At 71.4% G+C, this 23,695-nt stretch carries 17 protein-coding genes; 8 read left to right on the forward strand and 9 right to left on the reverse strand.

Going from position 1 to position 23,695, the window contains the following annotated elements:
• Positions 1-46: 46 nt before the first annotated feature.
• From ACZ4YL_RS14840 to metH, 3 genes are all read right to left on the reverse strand, one after another.
• On the reverse strand, positions 47-1,651 hold the full coding sequence (locus ACZ4YL_RS14840; RefSeq protein WP_468116672.1) for an ABC transporter substrate-binding protein: 1,605 nt from the start codon (positions 1,649-1,651) through the stop codon (positions 47-49).
• 581 nt (positions 1,652-2,232) lie between these two features.
• On the reverse strand, positions 2,233-2,934 hold the full coding sequence (locus ACZ4YL_RS14845) for an HAD family hydrolase (RefSeq protein ID WP_468116673.1): 702 nt from the start codon (positions 2,932-2,934) through the stop codon (positions 2,233-2,235).
• A 113-nt stretch (positions 2,935-3,047) separates the two neighbouring features.
• Positions 3,048-6,560: a methionine synthase gene (metH, locus tag ACZ4YL_RS14850; protein WP_468116675.1), complete on the reverse strand. Its 3,513-nt coding sequence runs from the start codon at positions 6,558-6,560 to the stop codon at positions 3,048-3,050.
• Positions 6,561-6,837: 277 nt separating this feature from the next.
• Between metH and ACZ4YL_RS14855 the strand changes: the two genes are divergently transcribed.
• The 5 genes from ACZ4YL_RS14855 to ACZ4YL_RS14875 all read left to right on the forward strand — a co-directional run bounded on the left by ACZ4YL_RS14855 (position 6,838) and on the right by ACZ4YL_RS14875 (position 13,111).
• Complete coding sequence (locus ACZ4YL_RS14855; protein ID WP_328791140.1) at positions 6,838-7,605, forward strand: IclR family transcriptional regulator; 768 nt, start codon at positions 6,838-6,840, stop codon at positions 7,603-7,605.
• Positions 7,606-7,918: 313 nt separating this feature from the next.
• Positions 7,919-8,701 carry an MIP/aquaporin family protein gene (locus tag ACZ4YL_RS14860; protein WP_030723337.1) on the forward strand — a complete coding sequence of 261 codons (783 nt, stop codon included), beginning with the start codon at positions 7,919-7,921 and terminating at the stop codon, positions 8,699-8,701.
• Positions 8,702-8,782: 81 nt separating this feature from the next.
• On the forward strand, positions 8,783-10,309 hold the full coding sequence (glpK, locus tag ACZ4YL_RS14865) for a glycerol kinase GlpK (RefSeq protein ID WP_468116677.1): 1,527 nt from the start codon (positions 8,783-8,785) through the stop codon (positions 10,307-10,309).
• 41 nt (positions 10,310-10,350) lie between these two features.
• Positions 10,351-11,958, forward strand: a complete 1,608-nt coding sequence (locus ACZ4YL_RS14870; RefSeq protein ID WP_301372185.1) for a glycerol-3-phosphate dehydrogenase/oxidase — start codon at positions 10,351-10,353, stop codon at positions 11,956-11,958.
• Between the two features lie 127 nt (positions 11,959-12,085).
• Positions 12,086-13,111 (forward strand): PAC2 family protein, encoded by a 1,026-nt coding sequence (locus ACZ4YL_RS14875; RefSeq protein ID WP_468116678.1) that lies wholly within the window; start codon positions 12,086-12,088, stop codon positions 13,109-13,111.
• Positions 13,112-13,510: 399 nt separating this feature from the next.
• Here the strand turns inward: ACZ4YL_RS14875 and mshC are convergent, their stop codons facing one another.
• The 4 genes from mshC to ACZ4YL_RS14895 all read right to left on the reverse strand — a co-directional run bounded on the left by mshC (position 13,511) and on the right by ACZ4YL_RS14895 (position 17,051).
• Complete coding sequence (gene mshC / locus ACZ4YL_RS14880; RefSeq protein WP_390801640.1) at positions 13,511-14,740, reverse strand: cysteine--1-D-myo-inosityl 2-amino-2-deoxy-alpha-D-glucopyranoside ligase; 1,230 nt, start codon at positions 14,738-14,740, stop codon at positions 13,511-13,513.
• A gap of 110 nt (positions 14,741-14,850) precedes the next feature.
• Positions 14,851-15,699, reverse strand: a complete 849-nt coding sequence (locus ACZ4YL_RS14885) for an SCO1664 family protein (protein WP_468116680.1) — start codon at positions 15,697-15,699, stop codon at positions 14,851-14,853.
• Positions 15,663-16,253: a DUF3090 domain-containing protein gene (locus tag ACZ4YL_RS14890; protein WP_030011536.1), complete on the reverse strand. Its 591-nt coding sequence runs from the start codon at positions 16,251-16,253 to the stop codon at positions 15,663-15,665. Before ACZ4YL_RS14890 ends, ACZ4YL_RS14885 begins: the two co-directional genes overlap by 37 nt.
• 78 nt (positions 16,254-16,331) lie before the next feature.
• On the reverse strand, positions 16,332-17,051 hold the full coding sequence (locus ACZ4YL_RS14895) for a histidine phosphatase family protein (protein WP_390801637.1): 720 nt from the start codon (positions 17,049-17,051) through the stop codon (positions 16,332-16,334).
• Positions 17,052-17,105: 54 nt separating this feature from the next.
• On the opposite strand from ACZ4YL_RS14895, the gene corA reads away from it, so the two are divergent.
• Positions 17,106-18,098 carry a magnesium/cobalt transporter CorA gene (corA, locus tag ACZ4YL_RS14900; RefSeq protein WP_468116683.1) on the forward strand — a complete coding sequence of 331 codons (993 nt, stop codon included), beginning with the start codon at positions 17,106-17,108 and terminating at the stop codon, positions 18,096-18,098.
• On the opposite strand, the gene ACZ4YL_RS14905 is transcribed toward corA, so the two are convergent.
• Positions 18,076-18,906, reverse strand: coding sequence for a ferritin-like domain-containing protein (locus ACZ4YL_RS14905; protein WP_468116684.1), 831 nt, complete (start codon positions 18,904-18,906; stop codon positions 18,076-18,078). The two genes, corA and ACZ4YL_RS14905, sit on opposite strands and share 23 nt — an antisense overlap.
• 229 nt (positions 18,907-19,135) lie before the next feature.
• Positions 19,136-20,185: an LLM class F420-dependent oxidoreductase gene (locus ACZ4YL_RS14910; RefSeq protein ID WP_351158326.1), complete on the reverse strand. Its 1,050-nt coding sequence runs from the start codon at positions 20,183-20,185 to the stop codon at positions 19,136-19,138.
• Positions 20,186-20,285: 100 nt separating this feature from the next.
• On the opposite strand from ACZ4YL_RS14910, the gene ACZ4YL_RS14915 reads away from it, so the two are divergent.
• Together ACZ4YL_RS14915 and ACZ4YL_RS14920 are read left to right on the forward strand one after the other, a co-directional pair.
• Positions 20,286-21,269: an aldo/keto reductase gene (locus ACZ4YL_RS14915; RefSeq protein WP_468116686.1), complete on the forward strand. Its 984-nt coding sequence runs from the start codon at positions 20,286-20,288 to the stop codon at positions 21,267-21,269.
• Positions 21,266-23,560, forward strand: a complete 2,295-nt coding sequence (locus tag ACZ4YL_RS14920) for a helix-hairpin-helix domain-containing protein (RefSeq protein WP_468116687.1) — start codon at positions 21,266-21,268, stop codon at positions 23,558-23,560. The genes ACZ4YL_RS14915 and ACZ4YL_RS14920 overlap by 4 nt, the downstream gene beginning before the upstream one ends.
• Positions 23,561-23,695 lie beyond the last annotated feature (135 nt).

Consider the following 23,695-nt stretch of genomic DNA (forward strand, 5'->3'; position numbering starts at 1 on the left):
TTTCGTTGGTCCGGCCCGCGACTTCCGCTGCCGGTCGTTGCCTTGCTCAGCCGCTTACGCCACGGCCGAGCTCCCACAGCTGGAGGTCGGAGATGGCGTTGACCGACCACTCCACTCCGGTGATCCCGTCGCGTGCGGCGACGTACTGCTTGCCCTGCCACAGGGGCAGGACGGGCACGTCCTCGGCGACGATGTCCTGCATCTCCGTGATCGCGGGGACGGCGACCGTACGGTCGACCGCCCGCCGGGATTCGGGGATGAGCCTGCTGCGTACCGCGTTGTTGGCGTACGGCGTGCCCAGGAAGTTGTCCTGCTCCAGGAACGGGGCGAGGAAGTTGTCGGCGTCCGGGTAGTCGGGGAACCAGCCGAGCCCGTAGGCGGCGTGGTCGCCCTTCTTCTGGGCGGGGCGGAAGTCCGCCCACTCGCTGCCCTGGACGGTGATGTCGAAGAGCCCGGTGGAGTTCAGCTGGGCCTTGAGGGCCTCGAACTCGGCGGTCGTGCCGTCGCCGTAGTGGTCGCTGGTGTAGTGCAGGGTCAGCTTGACCGGGGTCTTGATCCCGGCCTCCTTCAGCAGGGCTGCGGCCTTGGGCGTGTTGGCGTCGCCGTACTTGTTGTAGAAGGAGTTGACGTGGCCCGTCACGGTGGTGGGGACCAGCGAGTAGAGCGGCTGGGCGGACTTGCCGTAGACCTTGGAGATGAGCTGGCCGCGGTCGACGGCGGCGGCGAGCGCCTGGCGTACGGCCTTGTCCTTGACGACCGGCGCCTCGGTGTTGAAGCCGAGGTAGCGGATCTCCAGGCCGGGCATCGGGACCAGCTTGACGCCCTTGGGCGGCTGGGCGCTGAACTCGGTGATCTGGGCGGGCGACAGGGTGCGGGAGACCATGTGGATCTTCCCGTCGGTGAGTGCCTTGCCCATGGCCGGGGAGTCGGGATACGTGCGCAGCTCGACCTTGTCGTTCTGCAGCTTGATGTCGCCCTTGTAGTGCGGGTTCTTGGTGAAGACGGCGCGGACCAGCTGGTTGCCCTTGACCTCGGCCTTCATCGTGTACGGGCCGGAGCCGTCCACGGCGAAGCCCTCGCGGAGCTTCTTGGCGTCGTAGTTCTTCTCGCTGACGATGCCGGCGGCGGGGGTGGAGAGCTTGAACGGGAAGGTCGCGTCCGGGGTCTTCAGGTGGAAGACGACGGTGTCGGCGCCCTTGACCTCGACGTTGTCGAGGGTGGAGAGCAGCGAGGAGGGGCCGTTCTCGTCCTTGATGGCGAGGACGCGGTCGATGGAGAACTTGACGTCCTTGGCGGTGAGGGACTCACCGTCGGCGAACTTCAGACCGGGGCGCAGGGTGCAGCGGTAGCTCTCGTTGCCGGCGTCGGTGAAGCGGCAGGCGGAGGCCGCTTCGGGGACGGGCTGGCCGCCGCCGCGCGGGGTGTGCATCAGCGTCTGGACGGTCTGGCGCAGGATGTTCCAGGCGCCGGCGTCGTAGGCGTAGGCAGGATCAAGGGGGGCGGGAGCGAAGTCTGCGGCCTCGAACCGATCGGTGGTTCCGACGACGATCGCTCCGGATCCTGCTCCTCCGCCGCTCGCGCTGCCGCAGGCGGCCAGCGCGGGGGTGAGCAGTCCGGCCGCGGCCGTCAGCACCATGGTCTTGCGGTTCATGCTGGAAGTACTCCCTGTAACCGGCACTTGTTCAAAGCGGCGTAGAGGACACTTCGCGACGGTCGCCCGTTCGGGGCGGAACGATCGGGCCGGTGTAGTGACGATCGGTCCACGCGGTTCCGGAACAGGGGTGTGTGTCCGGGACGCGGCTGGGTGCGGCGCAGTGCCCGGCTCGACACTAGTGGCCCGGGACGGGATGGCTGGAACTGGCCGGACTTGGGGCGTAATCGCACTGTGATCGGAGCGAACTGCCTGTCCACAGGCAGGCTGCGCAGATTCGGTCAGGGGCTGATCAATGCGGACACATTGGAAGCCCCGGAGGCCCCGGGACAGACCCGTCGGGGGTGCGGAGCGTGACCAAGGTCACCCTGCGCAACGACCCCGGAGGGGATGGAATTTCAGCCTCCGGGACCTAAGGCGGAAGATTCTTCCGTCATGGCGCAGCCAGGCGGCGTTCCGTTCGGCACGGAGCGTGCTCGGGGGGTTCCAGTGCGTGGCAATGCATACCGATGTGGGCCAGTGCATGCCGATGTGTCCGCTTGGGTTGAGTCCGCGCCTGCCGGAGGGCGGGGTCGTCACTCTCAGTTCATCGGGGCGATGAGCGAGCGCAGGAACGCCAGGTCCACGTCCTCCAGCGAGCGGACGACCGTGCGCCCGGGGGCGGGTTCGATCACGCCGACCGAGGGGATGGCCACGACCCGGCAGCCGGCGGCCTCGGCGGCCGCCACCCCGGTGCGGGTGTCCTCGATGACCGCGCACCGCGCGGGGTGCGCGCCCAGGGAGCGTGCGGCGAACAGGTACGGGTCGGGGTGCGGCTTGGTACGGGCCACCTCGTCGCCGGCGACGGTCATCGTGAAGCGGTCGCGGCCGAGGGTGAGCAGGACCTGGTCGATGACCCGGCGGTGGGAGGCGGAGACGAGCGCGGTGGGCACGTTGTGCCGGGCGAGCTCGGACAGCAGCCGCTCGGCTCCGGGCATCAGCGGCACCCGGTCGGCGATGCGGGCCTCGAAGCGCTCGTTGAGCAGGACGCTCAGCTCGGCGAGGCCGATGGCGGCGCCGGTCGCCTCGATCAGGAAGGTCGCGCTGCGGCTCATGGGGCCGCCGACGACCACGTCGCGCCAGGCCTCGTCGAGGCGGTGGCCCAGCTCGTGGAAGATCTCCGCCTCGATCTCCCACCAGAAGCCTTCGGTGTCGACGAGGGTGCCGTCCATGTCGAGCAGCACCGCCTGCAGGGCAGAACCGTCGGCCGTACGGGCGACGGGGGCGGGAACGGTGCTCGTCATGCGCATGCCTCTCAGAAGGGACGAGAAGGCCGGTCACCTCTTCCGCGGGGCATACGACCCCGGGGAACAGGCGACCGGCCTGTATGGGACCGACAAGTGTACGTCGGTTGACCTCAGCGTGCGTTGAAATACTTCGCTTCGGGGTGGTGAATCACGATCGCGTCGGTGGACTGCTCCGGGTGGAGCTGGAACTCCTCCGACAGGTGGACGCCGATCCGCTCCGGCTCCAGGAGGTCGGCGATCTTCGCGCGGTCCTCCAGGTCGGGGCAGGCGCCGTAGCCGAGCGAGAAGCGGGCACCGCGGTACTTGAGGTCGAACATGTCCTCGACCTGGGCCGGGTCCTCGCCGCCGAATCCGAGCTCGGCGCGGACGCGGGCGTGCCAGTACTCGGCCATGGCCTCGGCGAGCTGGACCGAGAGGCCGTGCAGCTCCAGGTACTCGCGGTAGGAGTCCGACTCGAACAGCTTGGCCGTGGCCTCGCCGATCTTGGAGCCGACGGTGACCACCTGGAGGCCGACGACGTCGGTCTCGCCGGACTCCTCGGGACGGAAGAAGTCGGCGAGGCACAGGCGCCGGCCGCGGCGCTGGCGCGGGAAGGTGAAGCGGGTCCGCTCGTTGCCGGCTTCGTCGAGGATGATCAGGTCCTCGCCCTTGGAGACGCAGGGGAAGTACCCGTAGACGACCGCGGCTTCGAGCAGGTTCTCGGTGTGCAGCTTGTCCAGGAGGCCGCGCAGCCGGGGACGGCCCTCGCTCTCGACGAGCTCCTCGTACGTGGCTCCGCCCGCGCGGGCCTGCTTGAGGCCCCACTGGCCCTTGAAGAGGGCGCCCTCGTCGAGCCAGGAGGCGTAGTCCTTGAGCGGGATGCCCTTGACCACGCGGGTGCCCCAGAACGGCGGGGTGGGCACCGGGTTGTCGACGGACACGTCGGAGCGGGCGCCGGACTCCTCCGGCTCCTCCACCTGGAGGGCGGGGGTGTCCCGCTTGGCGACGCGGCGCTGCTTGAGCTCGGGCAGGGTCGCGCCGGGGACGCCGCGCTTGACGGCGATGAGGGCGTCCATCAGGCGCAGGCCCTCGAAGGCGTCGCGGGCGTAGCGGACCTCGCCCTCGTAGATCTCGTGGAGGTCCTGCTCGACGTAGGCGCGGGTGAGGGCGGCGCCGCCGAGGATCACCGGGTAGTCGGCGGCCAGCTTGCGCTGGTTCAGCTCCTCCAGGTTCTCCTTCATGATCACGGTCGACTTCACGAGCAGGCCGGACATGCCGATGACGTCGGCCTTGTGTTCCTGCGCGGCTTCGAGGATCGCGGAGACGGGCTGCTTGATGCCGATGTTGACGACGTTGTAGCCGTTGTTGGTGAGGATGATGTCGACGAGGTTCTTGCCGATGTCGTGGACGTCGCCGCGGACGGTGGCGAGCACGATCGTGCCCTTGCCCTCGTCGTCGGTCTTCTCCATGTGCGGTTCGAGGTAGGCGACGGCCGTCTTCATGACCTCGGCGGACTGCAGGACGAACGGGAGCTGCATCTGGCCGGAGCCGAAGAGCTCGCCGACGACCTTCATGCCCTCCAGGAGGGTGTCGTTGACGATGTCGAGGGCGGGGCGGGTCTGGAGGGCCTCGTCGAGGTCGGCCTCCAGGCCGTTCTTCTCGCCGTCGATGATGCGGCGCTGCAGTCGCTCGTCCAGCGGCAGGGCGAGGAGTTCCTCGGCGCGGCCGGCCTTGAGCGACTTGGTGTTGACGCCCTCGAAGAGGGCCATCAGCTTCTGCAGCGGGTCGTAGTCGCCCTCGCGCCGGTCGTAGATCAGGTCGAGGGCGGTGGTGACCTGCTCCTCGTCGAAGCGGGCGATCGGCAGGATCTTGGAGGCGTGGACGATGGCGGAGTCCAGGCCGGCCTTGACGCACTCGTCGAGGAAGACCGAGTTCAGCAGGACGCGGGCGGCCGGGTTGAGGCCGAAGGAGATGTTGGACAGGCCGAGGGTGGTCTGGACGTCCGGGTGGAGCCGCTTGAGCTCGCGGATCGCCTCGATCGTGGCGATGCCGTCCTTGCGGGACTCCTCCTGGCCGGTGCAGATCGTGAAGGTCAGGGTGTCGATGAGGATGTCCGACTCGTGGATCCCCCAGTTGCCCGTCAGGTCGTCGATGAGCCGCTCGGCGATGGCGACCTTGTGCTCGACGGTGCGGGCCTGGCCTTCCTCGTCGATGGTCAGCGCGATGAGCGCGGCACCGTGCTCCTGGGCCAGTCGGGTGACCTTGGCGAAGCGGGACTCGGGTCCGTCGCCGTCCTCGTAGTTCACGGAGTTGATGACCGCGCGGCCGCCGAGCTTCTCCAGGCCCGCCCGGATGACGGGGACCTCGGTGGAGTCCAGGACGATGGGCAGGGTGGAGGCGGTGGCGAAGCGGCCGGCGAGCTCCTCCATGTCGGCGACGCCGTCGCGGCCCACGTAGTCCACGCAGAGGTCGAGCATGTGCGCGCCCTCGCGGATCTGGTCGCGCGCCATCTCCACGCAGTCGTCCCAGCGGGCCTCCAGCATGGCCTCGCGGAACTTCTTGGAGCCGTTGGCGTTGGTGCGCTCACCGATCGCCATGTACGAGGTGTCCTGGCGGAAGGGCACGGTCTGGTAGAGCGAGGCGGCGCCGGGCTCGGGCTGGGGGGTGCGCTCGGTGATCGCCGTGCCGCGGACGCGCTCGACGACCTGGCGCAGGTGCTCGGGGGTGGTGCCGCAGCAGCCGCCGACGAGGGAGAGCCCGTACTCGCGGACGAAGGTCTCCTGGGCGTCGGCCAGCTCGGGGGCGCTGAGCGGGTAGTGCGCGCCCTGCTTGGTCAGGACGGGCAGGCCGGCGTTGGGCATGCAGGAGAGCGGGATGCGGGCGTTGCGCGCGAGGTAGCGCAGGTGCTCGCTCATCTCGGCGGGGCCGGTGGCGCAGTTCAGGCCGATCATGTCGATGCCGAGCGGCTCCAGCGCGGTCAGGGCCGCGCCGATCTCCGAGCCGAGGAGCATGGTGCCGGTGGTCTCGACGGTGACGGAGCAGATCAGCGGGACGGTGACGCCGAGGGCTTCCATGGCCCGGCGGGCGCCGATGATCGAGGACTTCGTCTGCAGGAGGTCCTGGGTGGTCTCGACGAGCAGCGCGTCGGCGCCGCCGGAGAGCAGGCCCTCGGCGTTGATCTGGTAGGCGTCGCGGATCTGGGCGTAGCCGATGTGGCCGAGCGTGGGGAGCTTGGTGCCGGGGCCCATGGAGCCGAGGACCCAGCGCTGCTGGCCGGTGGAGGCGGTGAACTCGTCGGCGACCTCGCGGGCGATGCGCGCGCCGGCTTCCGACAGCTCGAAATTGCGTTCGGCGATGTCGTACTCGGCGAGCGCCGCGTAGTTCGTGCCGAAGGTGTTGGTCTCGACGCAGTCCACGCCCACCGAGAAGTACGCCTCGTGGACGGAGCGCACGATGTCGGGGCGGGTGATGTTGAGGACCTCGTTGCAGCCTTCGAGCTGCTGGAAGTCCTCCATGGTGGGGTCCTGCGCCTGGAGCATCGTTCCCATGGCTCCGTCGGCGACGACCACGCGGGTCGCGAGCGCCTCCCGGAGGGCATCGGCCCGGGTCTGGGTGTCAGCGGGCAAGGTGGGCAACGAAGCCATGGTTGTGCTCCCTGGGATGCGACGGCTGTCGGCTTTGCACCCCCTCTGTGTCAAGGGTGCACGCGGCCAGGGTAACCGCGCGGCACCCGCCCCGGTGTGGGTGTCCCACGTGGCGGACTGCATTCTGTGGCGGGGACTTCCCGGGGGGTGTCCGGGCGGCGGGTACGGCGAACAGCTGTCCGACGGTGCGCAAGGTCGACATCGACCGATACTGTTCAGCATTGTCGAACCGCGTCAAGATGGTCAGTAATACCGAAGGTCTGCAGGAGGCTGCGCGATGGCACGGAACATCCAGTCGCTCGAACGAGCCGCTGCGATGCTGCGACTCCTGGCCGGCGGCGAGCGCCGGCTGGGACTCTCGGACGTGGCGTCCTCGCTGGGCCTGGCCAAGGGCACGGCCCACGGCATCCTGCGCACCCTGCAGGCCGAGGGCTTCGTGGAGCAGGACCCGGCCTCCGGCCGGTACCAGCTGGGCGCGGAGCTGCTGCGCCTGGGCAACAGCTACCTCGACGTGCACGAGCTGCGCGCCCGCGCCCTGGTGTGGACGGACGACCTGGCCCGGGCGAGCGGCGAGAGCGTGTACGTGGGCGTGCTGCACCAGAGCGGGGTGCTGATCATGCACCACGTGTTCCGGCCCGACGACAGCCGTCAGGTGCTGGAGGTCGGGGCCATGCAGCCGCTGCACTCGACCGCGCTGGGCAAGGTGCTGTCGGCCTACGACCCCGTGGCGCACACCCAGGCACACGAAGTCGAGCGCGAGGCCTTCACCCCCCGCACGGTCACGGACGGCCCCGGCTTCGAGGAGATCCTGGGCCTGACCCGGGCGCGCGGCTGGGCCTCCGACGTCGAGGAGACCTGGGAGGGCATCGCCTCGGTGGCGGCGCCGATCCACGACCGGCGCCGGATGCCGGTCGGCGCGGTGGCGGTCGCGGGCGCCGTGGAACGGGTCTGCGGCGAGTCCGGTGAGCCCCGTGCGGCCCTGGTGGCCTCGGTGCGGGACTGTGCGCGCGCCGTTTCACGCGATCTCGGCGCAGGCCGGTTCTGAGCCTCCTTTAACAGGTCCAGGCCACACCCTGGCCTCTTTATGCCTGTTTTTCGCCGCATCTCGGCCTTGAGATGGCTGGTTTTGGCTGATCGCACCTACTGATAACGATCCGACACTCTGGCCTGGCCGACCCTTGACGCGTTCTTCACTTGGGCGGAAAACTGCCGTTCATCGGTCGGCATTGTCGAACACCTACCGGCAATACGCGCTAGGATGCGACAAGGCCACGGACCGGTGCAGCACTCACCGAGTGCGCGGAACCACCGGAGGGACCCGGTGTCCGCTCACCCCTGGACGTACAAAGGAGTCGCGGGTGTCCAGCTCCGACATCTTCATCGGCGAGACCATCGGTACCGCCCTGCTCACACTGCTCGGCGGTGGCGTCTGCGCCGCAGTGACACTCAAGAGCTCCAAGGCCCGCAACGCGGGCTGGCTCGCCATCACGTTCGGCTGGGGTTTCGCCGTACTGATCGCCGCCTACGTCTCCGCGCCGCTCTCCGGTGCGCACCTCAACCCGGCGGTCACCGTCGGCATCGGCGTCACGACCGGTGAGTGGGGCGACGTTCCCGTCTACTTCGCGGGCCAGCTGCTGGGCGCGATGCTCGGAGCGGTCCTGATGTGGATCACCTACTACGGGCAGTTCCGCGTCCACCTGGCCGACCCGGAGCACATCCGCGACGCCAAGCTCGGTCCCGAGGACCCGCACCCGCACGATGTGGCCGGTCCGGTGCTCGGCATCTTCTCCACCGGCCCCGAGATCCGTAACGTCGTGCAGAACCTGGCGACCGAGATCATCGGTACCGCCGTTCTGATCCTGGCGATCCTGACCCAGGGCCTCCAGGACGGCGGCAAGGGCCTCGGTGTCATCGGCGTCCTGATCACCTCGTTCGTGGTCGTCGGCATCGGTCTCTCGCTCGGTGGCCCGACCGGTTACGCCATCAACCCGGTGCGCGACCTCGGTCCGCGTATCGTTCACGCCCTGCTGCCGCTGCCCAACAAGGGCGGCTCGGACTGGGGTTACTCCTGGATCCCGGTGGTCGGCCCGCTCGTCGGTGCCGCGCTCGCCGGTGGTCTCTACAACATCGCGTTCGCCTGATCAGCAGTACCGGCAAGATCGTAAGATCCGCACCGCCCTCCTGATTCCGCCTACTCACCCGACCTGCCAGGAGCAGCCAACATGACCACCAGCACCGGTCCCTTCATCGCCGCGATCGACCAGGGCACCACCTCCTCCCGCTGCATCGTCTTCGACCGCGACGGCCGCATCGTCGCCGTCGACCAGAAGGAGCACGAGCAGATCTTCCCGAAGCCGGGCCAGGTCGAGCACGACGCCAACGAGATCTGGACCAACGTCCAGGAGGTCGTGGCCAGCGCGATCGCCAAGGCGGAGATCACCGCCGCGGACGTCAAGGCAGTCGGCATCACCAACCAGCGCGAGACCACGGTCCTGTGGGACCGCCACACCGGCGAGCCGGTGCACAACGCGCTGGTCTGGCAGGACACCCGCACCGACGCCCTGTGCAAGGAGCTCGGCCGCAACGTCGGCCAGGACCGCTTCCGCCGCGAGACCGGCCTGCCGCTGGCGAGCTACTTCGCCGGCCCGAAGGTCCGCTGGCTGCTCGACAACGTCGAGGGCCTGCGGGAGCGCGCCGAGGCCGGCGACATCCTCTTCGGCACCATGGACTCGTGGATCATCTGGAACCTCACGGGTGGCCCGCAGGGCGGTGTGCACGTCACGGACGTCACCAACGCCTCGCGCACCATGCTGATGAACCTGCACACCCTGGCCTGGGACGACAAGATCGCCGAGTCCATGGGCGTCCCGCTCAACGTCCTTCCGGAGATCAAGTCCTCCGCCGAGGTCTACGGCCACGTCAAGGAGGGCGTCCTCGCCGGTGTCCCGGTCGCCTCGGCGCTCGGTGACCAGCAGGCGGCCCTCTTCGGCCAGACCTGTTTCGCCGAGGGCGAGGCCAAGTCCACGTACGGCACCGGAACGTTCATGCTGATGAACACCGGCGACAAGATCATCAACTCCTACAGCGGCCTGCTGACGACGGTCGGCTACCAGATCGGCGACCAGAAGCCGGTCTACGCGCTGGAGGGCTCCATCGCCGTCACCGGCTCGCTCGTCCAGTGGATGCGCGACCAGATGGGCCTGATCAAGTCCGCGGCCGAGATCGAGACCCTGGCCTCCTCGGTCGAGGACAACGGCGGCGTCTACTTCGTGCCGGCCTTCTCCGGCCTCTTCGCCCCGTACTGGCGCTCCGACGCCCGTGGCGTGGTCGCCGGCCTCACCCGGTACGTCACCAAGGCGCACATCGCCCGTGCCGTCCTGGAGGCCACCGCCTGGCAGACCCGCGAGATCACCGACGCCATGACCAAGGACTCGGGCGTCGAGCTCGCGGCCCTCAAGGTCGACGGCGGCATGACCTCCAACAACCTGCTGATGCAGACGCTCTCGGACTTCCTGGACGCCCCCGTGGTGCGCCCGATGGTCGCCGAGACCACCTGCCTCGGCGCCGCCTACGCCGCCGGCCTGGCCGTCGGCTTCTGGCCCGACACCGACGCCCTGCGCGCCAACTGGCGCCGCGCGGCGGAGTGGACCCCGCGGATGCCCGCCGACCAGCGGGACCGCGAGTACAAGAGCTGGCTCAAGGCCGTGGAGCGGTCCATGGGCTGGGTCGACGACGAAGACGCCAGCTGACCGCACTCAGCTGAGTCAATCGACGAGGAGCTAAGAGAGATATGAGCAGCCTGCAGAGCGTTCCCGCACTGGGCACGCACCCGACCGCCGGTGCCAACGTCAGCCGCGCCCAGACCCGTGAGCAGCTGTCGAAGGCCACGTACGACCTGCTGGTCATCGGTGGTGGAATCCTGGGCACCTCCGTGGCGTGGCACGCCGCGCAGTCGGGCCTGCGGGTTGCCATGGTGGACGCCGGCGACTTCGCCGGCGCCACCTCCTCGGCCTCCTCCAAGCTCGTCCACGGCGGTCTGCGCTACCTGCAGACCGGCGCGGTCAAGCTGGTCGCGGAGAACCACCACGAGCGGCGGGTGCTGGCCAAGGACGTGGCCCCGCACCTGGTCAACCCGCTCACCTTCTACCTGCCGGTCTACAAGGGCGGTCCGGTGGGTGCGGCCAAGCTGGGCGCGGGCGTCTTCGCCTACTCCGCCCTCTCGGCCTTCGGCGACGGCATGGGCAAGGTCATATCCCCGGCCCGTGCCGTCGCCGACAACCCGGGTCTGAAGACGGACAACCTCAAGGCCGTGGCGGTCTACTACGACCACCAGATGAACGACTCCCGCGTCGCCGTCATGACGGTCCGCGCGGCCGTCGAGTCGGGCGCGGTCGTCCTCAACCACGCCGAGGTCACCGGACTGCGCAAGACGCGCGGCCGGGTCACCGGCGCCGAGCTCAAGGACCGTCTCGACGGAACCGAGTTCGGGGTCGACGCGCGCGTCGTGCTCAACGCCACCGGCCCGTGGGTGGACCACCTGCGGCGCATGGAGGACAAGCACTCCATGCCGTCGATCCGCCTCTCCAAGGGCGCGCACATCGTCATGAAGCGCAAGTCGCCGTGGAAGGCCGCCATGGCCACCCCGATCGACAAGTACCGCATCACCTTCGCCCTCCCGTGGGAGGACCAGCTGCTGCTCGGCACCACCGACGAGGTGTACGAGGGCGACCCGGCGGACGTGCGCGCCACCGAGTCCGACATCGCGCAGATCCTGGACGAGGCGGCCTTCTCGGTGAAGGACGCGGACCTGGACCGCTCGCTGATGACGTACGCCTTCGCGGGCCTGCGGGTGCTGCCCGGCGGCCCCGGCGGCGTCGAGAAGGCCAAGCGCGAGACGGTCGTCTCCGAGGGCGCCGGCGGCATGCTGTCGGTGGCCGGCGGCAAGTGGACGACGTACCGCCACATCGGCCGTGTGGTCATGGACAAGCTGGCGAAGCTCCCGGGCAGCCCGCTGACCGAGGACATGGAGCCGGTGAAGTCGCTGGTGCGCCGGATCGCGCTGCCCGGTGTCGCCAACCCGAACGCGGTCGCGCACCGGCTGCTGGTGGACCGGGAGCCGGGGACGCGGATGGACCCGCTGACGGCCCGCCACCTGGCCTCCCACTACGGCTCGCTGGCCTTCGACATCGCGCGCATCGCGAACGAGGACCCGGCGCTGGCCGAGCGGATCCACCCGGACGGTCCGGAGATCTGGGCGCAGGTCGCCTACGCCCGTGACAACGAGTGGGCCGAGACGGTCGACGACGTGCTGCGCCGCCGTACGACGGTGACGATCCGCGGCCTGGACGACGAGTCCGTACGTGCCCGGGTCGAGGAGATGCTGGGCCGTAAGGCATAGCTCCTACGCAGGTGGGGAAGAGGGGCGGTTCCGAGGGGAACCGCCCCTCTGTCGTGGGCTGTGGCCGGTGCCTCATCAAGGCTTAGGCTGACCCACGTACGCAAGGGAACTTCGGAAGGAGACCTGGGTGATCGAGCTTGAGGGCGTGCCCGAGCTGATCGACCCGGTCATGGTGGCCGCGTTCGAGGGCTGGAACGACGCGGGTGACGCGGCCTCCGGTGCGGTCGCACACCTGGACCGGGAGTGGAAGGGCGAGGTCTTCGCGGCACTCGACGCCGAGGATTACTACGACTTCCAGGTCAACCGGCCGACGGTGTGGCTGGACAACGGGGTACGGAAGATCACATGGCCGACGACACGGCTGTCGGTGGTCCGGATCGGCGGTGCCAAGCCGCGGGACCTGGTGCTGGTGCGGGGCATCGAACCGTCCATGCGGTGGCGGTCGTTCTGCAACGAGATCCTCGGGTTCGCGCACGAGCTGGGCGTGGAGATGGTGGTCATCCTGGGCGCGCTGCTCGGGGACACCCCGCACACGCGGCCGGTGCCGGTGAGCGGGGTCACCTCGGACGCGGACCTGGCGCGGACGATGGACCTGGAGGAGACCAAGTACGAGGGCCCGACGGGCATCGTGGGCATCCTGCAGGAGGCCTGTACGCATGCGGGTGTCCCGGCGGTGTCCCTGTGGGCGGCGGTGCCGCACTACGTCTCCCAGCCGCCGAACCCGAAGGCGACGCTGGCCCTGCTGAACCGCCTGGAGGATCTGATCGACATCCGGATCCCGCTGGGCGAGCTGCCGGAGGACGCGCGGGCGTGGCAGCTGGGCGTGGACCAACTGGCCGCCGAGGACAGCGAGGTGGCGGAGTACGTCCAGACGCTGGAGGAGGCGCGGGACACGGCCGATCTGCCGGAGGCCTCGGGCGACGCGATCGCCCGGGAGTTCGAGCGGTACCTGCGGCGGCGTGACCCTGCGGCGGGCCCGGAGACGGCCACGGACACGGGCTCGTACTTCCGGGACCTGTCAGGTGGCCGCCCCCAGCCGAAGCCGAAGCCCGAGGACGCGGCGGACCAGGACGGTCCGTCACGGCCGGACGCCACCCCCGAAGGAGACGGCGAGGGCGACAGCGAGGACAGCGGGGACACTCCCGGGTCCTGACCGGACGGGGCTGACCGGGTGTCAGTACGTCCTGCTTGGAGACGGGTTGCCGTCCGAGAGACGTAGCGGAGGTCCTCGCCGACGCGTCCGTGCCCGCGTACGTGGGCACGGACGAGCTGCGCTGCGGGGAGTGCGTGGCCGTCGGCGAGCCGCTGCTCGCCCTCGGCCACTCCGAATGGAACGCCGAGACGGTGAGCTAGCGTCCGGTCGAGGAGGCGGCCGACGCGTCCACGACCCCCACGGAGGTGACCGTGGGCCGCGGCTGCACCCTGCAGTTCTACGCGTGCCCCGCCGATCCCCGCCGGTCCCCGGCACCCGCCGGTGACCGTGATGCAGTGAGGCGGTGAAACGGCGAAGCGCGCCGCCGGCACGGGGCCGGGGGCGCGCTTCTCACGTTCCCTAGAGGGCCACGCCCAGCAGCGCGTCCACCGTGCGGGAGACCAGGCCCGGGGCCGACTCGTCGTCGCCGTCGGTGGCGTTCTGGAGCTCCGCCCAGCGGTCCACGGCCGCCAGCGCCGCAGGGGCGTCCAGGTCGTTCGCCAGGGCCTCGCGGACCTCTTCGAGCACCGCGTCCGCCGGGATGCCGTCCGGCCGGGACACGGCCGCCCGCCAGCGCTCCAGCCGGGCCACCGCCTCGGCGAGGACCTCGTCGGTCCACTCCCAGTCGGCCCGGTAGTGGTGCGACAGCAGCGCGAGGCGGATCGCCGCCGGGTCCACCCCGGAGCGCCGCAGCGCCGACACGAAGACGAGGTTGCCCTTCGACTTCGACATCTTCTCGCCGTGCAACGCCACCATGCCGGCGTGCACGTACGCCTTGGCCATCGGGAACTCGCCCGTCAGCGCCTGTGCGTGCGACGCGCCCATCTCGTGGTGCGGGAACGCCAGGTCGGAGCCGCCGCCCTGGATGTCGAAGCCCATGCCCAGGTGGTCGAGGGCGATCGCCACGCACTCGATGTGCCAGCCCGGCCGGCCGCGGCCCAGCGAGCCACCGTCCCAGCTCGGCTCGCCCGGACGCGCGGCCATCCACAGCATCGGGTCCAGCGGGTTCTTCTTGCCGGGCCGGTCGGGGTCGCCGCCCCGCTCCGCCGAGAGCAGCCGCATCGCCTCGGCGTCGAGGTGGGAGACCCCGCCGAAGTGCGGGTCGGCCTCGACCGAGAAGTAGGTGTCGCCGTCCAGCTCGTACGCCGCGCCCGCGTCCCGCAGCCGCTCGACCAGCGGCACGATTCCGGGTATGGCCTCGACGGCTCCGATGTAGTGCTGCGGGGGCAGCATCCGCAGGGCCGTCATGTCCTCGCGGAAGAGTGCGGTCTCGCGCTCCGCCAGCTCGGTCCAGTCCTGGTTGTCGCGCAGCGCCCGCTCCAGGAGCGGGTCGTCCACGTCCGTGACGTTCTGGACGTAGTGGACCTGCCGCTTGGTGTCGAGCCACACGCGTTGTACTAGGTCGAACGCGTTGTAGGTCGCCGCGTGACCGATGTGGGTCGCGTCGTACGGAGTGATGCCGCAGACGTAGATACGGGCGACGGGACCGGGGGCGAGGGTGATCGTCCCCTGGGTCGCGGTGTCGTGGATCTGGAGGTCGCGGCCCTTGCCAGGAAGGGCGGGGACCTCAGAAGCGGGCCAGGCATGCATGTGTCGAGCCTAACCGGACTGATGTTCCGGAAACGAACTGGACCTGCACTGTTGTCTTGATCGGCACTCTTGCGGTCTGGCCGGTTCTGTGCGTATGACCGGTGGCTGATTCAGACCGGCGGCCAGGGGATCGCCGGCCACTGCCCGGACGGCTGGGGATGGGTTCCGGTGCGCAGCAGGTGCTCCACCCGGTCCCGTACGGCGGCCAGCTCGACCGGTGTGATCAGTTCGGCCAGCCGGGTGGCGAGCGGGGCTCCCTCGGCCAGCCCTTCGGCCAGGGCGGCCAGCACCTCGCGCGCCTCGTCGGTCAGCGGCTCGCCCGCCCAGCCCCACAGGAGGGTGCGCAGCTTGTCCTCTGCGTGGAAGGTCACACCGTGGTCGATGCCGTAGAGCCGTCCGTCGGGCGCGGGCAGCAGGTGGCCGCCCTTGCGGTCGCCGTTGTTGATCACGGCGTCGAGGACGGCGAGCCGGCGCAGCCGGGGGTCGTCGGCGTGCACGAGCAGCGCGGTGCGGCCTTCGCCGACCTCGGCGAGGGCGACGGCCTTCCAGCCCTCCCCCGCCTCCTCGCCGTCGACGAGCCCGAGCAGCGCGCCCAGCGGGGAGTCCTCGTCCGGCTGCTCGGCGTCGATCCACCGCTGGACCATGCCCTCGCCGTACGGTCCGTCGCGCAGCACGGTGGCGGGGACCAGGCCCCATCCGGTGGCCTCGGAGATCAGGTAGGCGGCGACCTCCCGGCGGGCGAGGTTCCCGTCGGGGAAGTCCCACAGCGGCCGCTCGCCCTTGACCGGCTTGTACACGCAGTCGGCGCTCACGCCCCCGTACGTGACGCTGCACAGCAGGACCGCGTTGGACGCCTCGCGGATCCGGCCTATGACGGTGAGCTCGCCCTTGGCGAGCAGTTCCTCCAGCTCCCCCGTGTCCGTCACGCCTGGCGCCGGTAGCCGTTCTGGCGCGGGCACACGTGCCCCTCCGGGTCCAGCGGGAGGCTGCACAGCGGGCACGGCGGGCGGCCGGCGTTGACGACGTCCAGGGCCCGCTTGGCGAAGGCCCGGGCCTGGGCACCGGTGAGGCGGACCCGCAGCATCGGCGGGCCGTTCTCCTCGTCCTGGAGCAGCCGCTCCTCGGCCTCGGCGAGGTCCTCGTCGGAGTCGGCGTCGAGTTCGACCAGCGCCTGGGCCTCGACGATCATGCGCTGTTCCTCGCCGTCCCAGGCCAGGGCCATGGTGCCGACGCGGAACTCCTCGTCGACCGGGACGTCCAGCGGCGCGGTGTCGGCGGCCTCGGCAGGGGCGACGGCCGGGACCGGGGCGTTGCCCCCGGTCCGCCGTACGACCTCGTCCAGCAGCTCGTCCATCCGCTCGGCCAGCGCTGCGACCTGGGTCTTCTCCAGGGAGACGCTGGTGACGCGGGGGCCGGCGGAGGCCTGCAGGAAGAACGTACGGCGTCCCGGCAGACCGACCGTGCCGGCCACGAAGCGGTCCGGGGGGTCGTAGAGGAACACCTGACGGGGCACGTCCAGTCTCCAAGTCTCGGCGGCAGGGGCAGGTCTGCGCCCTTGTTGTTGGCCCGTCCACCCTACTGCGCCGGGCGATCAAGCCGCGCCCGCACCGCCTCCCACGACAGCGTTCCCGGCGTCTTCGGTGTCTTTGTCCGATGCGACCGTCTCCGGTGCTGCGGGGCGCCGGACGAGCGAGCCGAAGTCCCCGGTGTCGCCGAGCCGGAACACGAAGGGCCGGGTGGGGGTGTACCGGATGGCGGTCACCGAACAGGGGTCGACGTGGATGCGCTGGAAGAGGTCCAGGTGCATGCCCAGGGCGTCCGCGACAAGGGACTTGATGATGTCGCCGTGCGAGCACATCAGGAAGACGGCGTCGCTGCCGTGCTCCTGCTCGATCCGCGCGTCCCAGTCGCGTACGGCCTCGACGGCGCGCGCCTGCATGGCGCGCATGGACTCGCCGCCGGGGAAGGCGGCGGCCGACGGGTGCTGCTGGACGATCTTCATCAGCGGTTCGTCGGAGAGCTCGGACAGTTTGCGGCCGGACCATTCGCCGTAGTGGCACTCACCGATCCGCTCGTCGGTGTGCACTTCCAGCTCCGGCCGGGCGGCCAGCAGGGGTGCGAGGGTCTCCCGGCAGCGCTGCAGCGGGCTGGTGACGGCTGCGGCCAGCGGCACGCCCGCCAGCCGGCCGGGCAGCGCGGCGGCCTGCTCCGCGCCGCGCTCGTCGAGGGCCACTCCGGGGGTCCATCCGGCGAGCAGCCCAGCGGTGTTGGCGGTGGACCGCCCGTGTCGTACGAGGATCAGCGTGGCCATGGGGCCAGCGTATGCGCTGCCGCGGGTGTGCGGGCGGGCCGTGGGCAGGGAAGAATGCCCCGCGTGATTGTGGACTGCGCGATTTACCGGGACGGCCGCCGTACCAAGGGACCGGACGATTTCTCGGACGCCCTCGACGAGGCCCGGGCGACCGGTGACGCCTTCCTGTGGATCGGCATGCACGAGCCGACGGCGAAGGAATTCGACCACGTCAGCCAGGAGTTCGGCCTGCACCCGCTGGCGGTGGAGGACGCGCTGACCGCGCACCAGCGCCCGAAGCTGGAGGTGTACGACGATTCGCTGTTCGTCGTCCTCAAGCCGGTGCAGTACGACGAGGACACGGACACGGTGACCGCGGGCGAGCTGATGGTCTTCATAGGGGACTCGTTCGTCGTCACGGTCCGGCACGGCGAGGGGGCCCCGCTGGCCGCCGTGCGCCACCGGCTGGAGCAGGAGCCGGACGTGCTGCGGCACGGCCCGACGGCGGTGCTGTACGCGGTGTCCGACGCGGTGGTCGACCACTACATCGAGGTGGCGGCCGAGCTCCAGGGGGACCTGGAGGAGCTGGAGGCCGAGGTCTTCGCCCCGAACGCCTCGGACACCAAGAACACCGCCGCCCGGATCTACGGGTTCAAGCGGCAGGTGCTGGAGTTCCGGCGGGCGACGAGCCCGCTGCTCCAGCCGATGGACCGGCTGGCCTTCGGGGAGGTCCCCTTCGTCCACGAGCACGCCCAGCCGTTCTTCCGCGATGTCGCCGACCACCTGACCAAGGCGAACGAGTACATCGAGGGCCTGGACCGGCTGCTGTCGGACGCGCTCGCCGCGCACCTCGCGCAGATGGGCCTTCGGCAGAACGACGACATGCGCAAGATCTCGGCCTGGGCCGCGATGGCGGCCGTCCCCACGATGGTGGCGGGGATCTACGGGATGAACTTCGACCACATGCCGGAGCTGCGGCACGCCTGGGGCTATCCGGCGGTGCTGGTGGTCATGGCAGGGGCGTGCCTGGGCCTGCACCGGATGTTCAAGCGCCGGGGCTGGCTCTGAGTTCCCTCTCGCGCGGGGCATAGGCGAACCCGCCCGCGGCGGACGGTGCGCCGCCGAGGGCGTCCAGGCGCTCCGGCAGCCGCAGGTTCACCATCCGGTGCCAGCCGCTGAACCGCTCGTACGCGTACATCGCGCGGATGCCGGCGGCCAGCGCGGCCGCCTTCGGGGCGGGCCAGTGCAGCAGCCGTCCCATGTGGCTCATGACGGCGAGGCTCACGTCGCGGTAGACGGAGATCTCGGCGAGCGCGCTCTCGCGGAGCACCCGCTGGATGGTCCGGCCGTGGCCGGACCGGGCGAGGCGCAGCAGTTCCTCGTGGCAGTAGGCGAGGTGGTTGTCCTCGTCGTGGCTGATCATGTGGATCGCCTTGCCCACGTCGGGGTGGTCGCCGAAGTACCTGACCAGCATGTCCATCTGGTCGGCGGCTCGCTGTTCGGTGACGCGGCTGTGCGCGAGGTAGACGACGATGTCCTCCTCGGTCAGCGCCGCCTCGCGGCGCAGCTTCTCGTGCGCGAGGCCGATGCCGCGGCGCTCCAGCAGCATCGTGTAGTCGGTCTCGGGGGGTACCGGGACGGCGGGCAGGCCGCGCTTGCGGAGCAGGGCGTTGAAGATCCGGCCGTGCTTGTCCTCGTCGGCGCCGTGTCGGGTGATCTTGGGCGCGAGGTGGCGCATGCCGTCCGGCACCAGGGCCGCGATACGGGCGTTCTCCCAGCCGCCCTGGGTCTCCCCGCTCGCGGCGATGGAGCAGAACAGCTGGAAGGAGTCGTCGTTGTCGACGATCTCCTGGAACAGGCTGCGGGCAGAGAGCATGGAACGAGTCAAACGCCGGTGGGCGGGGCGGGCAACCGATAGGTCGCACTACTCGTCCGAATGAACGAAATCGCGGGTTGGGCCGCCACGCGTAACCCGGCGGGCGTCCCCGGCGTTGTTCGCTGTGCCGGCCGTGGCGGGGAAGACCCCCCGAGCCCCCACCACGGCCGCAGAAGCGTTCACCGGGGCCGGCGTCCGTCCGCCGGCCCCGGATCCGCCGGTCAGGCGATCAGGCGAGACCCGCCAGCTCCATCGCCTCGGTACCGGCGCGCAGGGCGGCGATCCGCTCGTCCAGGGTGAATCCGGCCGGGGCGAGCGTGAGGGTGGTGACCCCGGCCTCCGCGTAGGCCCGCATCCCGTCGGCGATCCGGGCGACCGGGCCGAGCAGGGTGGTCGAGTCGATCAGCTTGTGCGGGACGGCCTCGGCCGCGCCGGTCTTGTCGCCCGCCAGGTACTTGTCCTGGATCTCGGCGGCTTCCTTCTCGTAGCCCATGCGCTGGGCCAGCTGGTTGTAGAAGTTCTGCTTCCGGCTGCCCATGCCGCCCACGTACAGGGCGGTGTACGGGCGGAACATGTCCGCGAGCGCGTTCACGTCCTCGCCGAGGGCCAGCGGCACGGTCGGGCAGACGTCGAAGCCCTCCATGGTCAGTCCGGCCTTCTCGCGGCCCGCCCGGATGTGGGTGAGGGCGGTGGCCTCCAGGTGCTCGGCGGCCGGGAAGATCAGCAGGGCGCCGTCGGCGATCTCGCCGGTCTGCTCCAGGTTCTTCGGCCCGATGGCGGCGATGTAGAGCGGGATGTGCTCGCGCTCGGGGTGCACGGTCAGCTTGAGCGGCTTGCCCGGACCGTCCGGCAGCGGCAGGGTCCAGTGCTCGCCCTCGTACGAGAGCCGCTCGCGGGTCATGGCCTTGCGGACGATCTCCACGTACTCACGGGTGCGGGCCAGCGGCTTGTCGAACTTGACGCCGTACCAGCCCTCGGAGACCTGCGGTCCGGAGACGCCGAGGCCGAGCCGGAAGCGGCCCTTGGTCAGCGAGTCGAGGGTGGCCGCGGTCATGGCGGTCATGGCGGGCTGGCGGGCCGGGATCTGGAGGATCGCCGAACCCACGTCGATGCGCTCGGTCTGGGCGGCGACCCAGGCGAGCACGGTCGGGGCGTCGGAGCCGTAGGCCTCGGCGGCCCAGCAGACGTCGTAACCCAGGCGGTCGGCCTCCTGGGCGACGGCGAGGTTGTCGGCGTCCATGCCCGCGCCCCAGTAACCAAGATTGATGCCGAGCCGCATGTATCGTCCCCTTACCGGTTTACCGATCAGTAACGTTGGTGTGCGGGGACTGTAGCGCGCCAAGGTCCTCCGCGTCAGCGCCCCAGTAGTCTCAGCGCTCATGGAGCAGAGGCATCTCGGCCGCACCGGACTGCGCGTCTCCCGGATCGGCCTCGGCACCCTCACCTGGGGCCGCGACACCGGCGAGGAAGCCGCCGCCGAGCAGGCGAAGACGTTCTGGGAGGCGGGCGGCACGCTCGTCGACACCGCCGACGTGTACGGCGGCGGTGAGGCGGAGTACCTCCTCGGGCAGCTGGTGGGCGGGCTCGTCCCGCGCCGGGACCTGGTGATCGCGACCAAGGCGGGGAGCGTGCCGGACCCCGACCGGAGGTTCGACGGCTCGCGCGGGCACCTGCTCGCCGCCCTCGACGCCTCCCTGGACCGGCTCGGTACCGACTACGTCGACCTGTGGCAGGTGCACGCCTTCGATCCCGCGACCCCGCTGGAGGAGACCCTGCAGGCGCTGGACCTGGCGGTGAGCAGCGGCCGGGCCCGGTACGCGGGGCTGGCGGGCTTCTGCGGCTGGCAGCTGGCGAAGGCGGCGACCTGGCAGCTCGCGGCCCCCGGGGTGCGCACCCGGATCGCCTCGACGCAGATGGAGTACTCCCTGCTCCAGCGGGGCGTGGAGCGGGAGGTACTGCCGGCCGCGCTGGACCTCGGGATCGGCCTGCTGCCCTCCTCGCCGCTGGGCCGCGGGGTGCTGACGGGCAAGTACCGGGACGGCACCCCGGCCGACTCCCGGGGCGCCTCGGAGTCGCTGGCCGCCCTGGTGGACCCGTACCTCGACGAGGCGGCGGGGCGGATCGTGGACGCGGTGGTGACGGCGGCCCAGGGTCTGGCCGTGACCCCGCTCCAGGTGGCCCTGGCCTGGATCCGGGACCGGCCGGGGGTGGTGGCGCCGATCGTCGGTGCGCGGACGTCCGCACAGCTCGGGGCGGCACTGTCGGTGGAGGCCCTTAGTCTTCCGGAGGAGATCTGCCGGGCGCTGGACGATGTTTCGGCTCCGGTGCACCGCTACCCCGATCAGGACTGGAGCACGCTGTGAGTACGGACCCTCGGGCCGATGCCGCTGCCGCGGAGGACCCGGCCACCCAGGAGGCCGAGCCGTCCGCAGCCGGCGAAGCGGAAGCGGCCCCGGAAGACGCGCACGAGCCCAACCCGGCCGGGACAGAGGCCGAAGCGGGTGCTGAATCGGCCGCCGAAAGCGGGGACGGGGGCCCGGGTACGGAGCCCCCGGCTTCGGGAAGGGGCGGGGAGGGGGAAAGCCCCGCAGGGACCGAGGCCGACGCCGAAACCACCGCCGACGCCGCCGAAGCCGCAGAACCCGCCGGGCCGGCCGCCGAGGCCCAGGCGACGCCCGCGCTCTCCGAGGCCCAGGCCGAACTGGCCGCCCAGAAGATCGAGCGGGAGCGGATCGCCCGGCGCAAGGCCGAGCGGGAGGCGCCCGTCGAGGCCGGGGCGAAGCTCAGCGGGACGGCCGCCGACCTGCTGGCCGCCGTGCGGGCCGTGGAGAGCGGTGCGAAGCCCTCCGCCGTGTACTTCGACGAGGCCCCGGCCGCACCCCGCAGGCCGGCGGCGGCTCCCGCCGCGCCGCGCCCGGTCGCCCCGGCGCCGGTGGCTCCGACCGCACCCTCCGCCGACACCGTCGAGGGCGTACGGGCCGTACTGGCCCGCGGTGGCGCCCCCGAGGCCCTGGCCGCCCCCGCCGCGGCGGCCCTGGGCGAGGACGCCGCCGGGCAGCTCACCGAGAACCCCTGGCGGCTGCTGTCGCTCCCCGCCGTACGCCCTGCCCAGGCCGACGGCTTCGCCCGGGCCCTGCTGGGCCCCGAGGCGGGTCCCGGCGACGAGCGCCGCACCACCGTCCTGGTCGGCTGGCTGCTGGCCCAGGCCGGGCTGAAGGGGCACACCGCCCTGGAGGCCCCGGTGCTGGAGAAGGCCCTGGCCCAGTACGGCGTACCGGATCCGGCCGACGCGCTGGAACGGGCCATCGGCGAAGGCTCAGTGCTGGTCTTCCACGAGCCCCTGGGGCCGCCGGCCGGCAAGGACGCCGAGGACGCCGAGGACGCGGAGGACACCGAGCAGCCCGTAAGGGTGCTCGTGGGCCTGGAGGGTGCCGCCATGGCCGAGGAGAGCCTGGCCGACGGCCTGGCCCGGCTGGCCGCCGGCACCTTCGACGACGCGGCGGAGTGGGAGCGGGCCGGCGGGTCCGCGCCGAGCCCCTCCGCGGCCGAGCTGATCCGCGCGGTCGCGGGCCACGGCCTGGTCACCCACACCGGTGGCGAGGCCGCCCGCGCCGAACCGGTCGCCCTGGCCGCCGCGGCCCGGGAGCTGGGCCTGCGGGTCTGCGTGGCCGCGCACGCCCCCGGCGGTCCGGACCCGGTGACCGTGGCGGGGCTGCTGTCCGGCGCCGAGGGGCCCGGGCGGGACGCGGACGGCCAGTTCGCGCTGGACCTGCTGGTGGTGCTGGACGCGCCGCAGCTGGACGTGGAGACCGCGGCCGCGCTGGTGGAGTCCGTCCCGGACGGGGCCCGGCTGGTGCTCTCCGGGGACCCCGGCGTGCTCGGGTCCGCCGGCGCCGGGCGGGTGTTCGCCGATGTGCTGGCGGCCCGTACCTGCCCGCAGGTGGTCTCCCGCACCCCCGACCCGGGCCCCCTCGGCGAGCTCGTCTCCGGGGTCGGCATCGGGGAGCTGAACCAGGTCGACGCCCCCGGCAAGGAGGTCGTGATCGTCCCGGTCAAGGACGCCGGGGAAGCGGTGCACCGGGCCGTGCAGCTGGTGGCGGAATCGGTGCCGCGGGCCTTCGGGATCCCGGCGGACGGCGTGCAGGTGATCACACCGGGCCACGGCGGCTCGGCAGGCACCCGGGCGCTGAACGCCGCCCTGAAGGAGCGCCTGAACCCCGGTCCGGGCCGCTTCGGCGGCTTCGACCCCGGTGACCGGGTCGTCCACGTGCCGTCCGCCGGACGGGCGCTGGCGGCCCGGGTGGTGTCGGCCGACGCCGAGGGCCTGCACCTGGACCGGGCGGGCGCGCGGGTCGTCGTGCCGAAGGAGCTCGTCGAGTCCCAGGTGCGGCACGGCTGGGCGGTGACGGCGCACCAGGCCGTGGGCACGCGCTGGCCGGCCGTGGTCGTCGTACTGCCGGGTGACGCGGCGCAGGCGCTGTCGCGGGACTGGGTCTACACGGCGTTCGGGCGGGGCGAGCGGCACCTGTCCGTGGTGCACGGGGTCGACCAGGCGCTGCCGCACGCGGTGGCCGACGTGCCGGCGAAGCCGCGTACGACGCGCCTGACCGGCCTGCTGACGGCCCTCGCGACGGCGGGCGCGCAGCCGGAGTGAAACCGGCCGTGGGGGGGGGGGGGGGGGGGGGGGGGGGAGGGGGGAGGAGGGGAGGGGGGGGGGGGGGGGGGGGGGGGGGGGGGGGGGGGGGGTCGATACGAAGGGGCGACCCCCCATCCACAACCCAACCCCCCT

This window comes from Streptomyces sp. NPDC030021 (assembly GCF_055574035.1).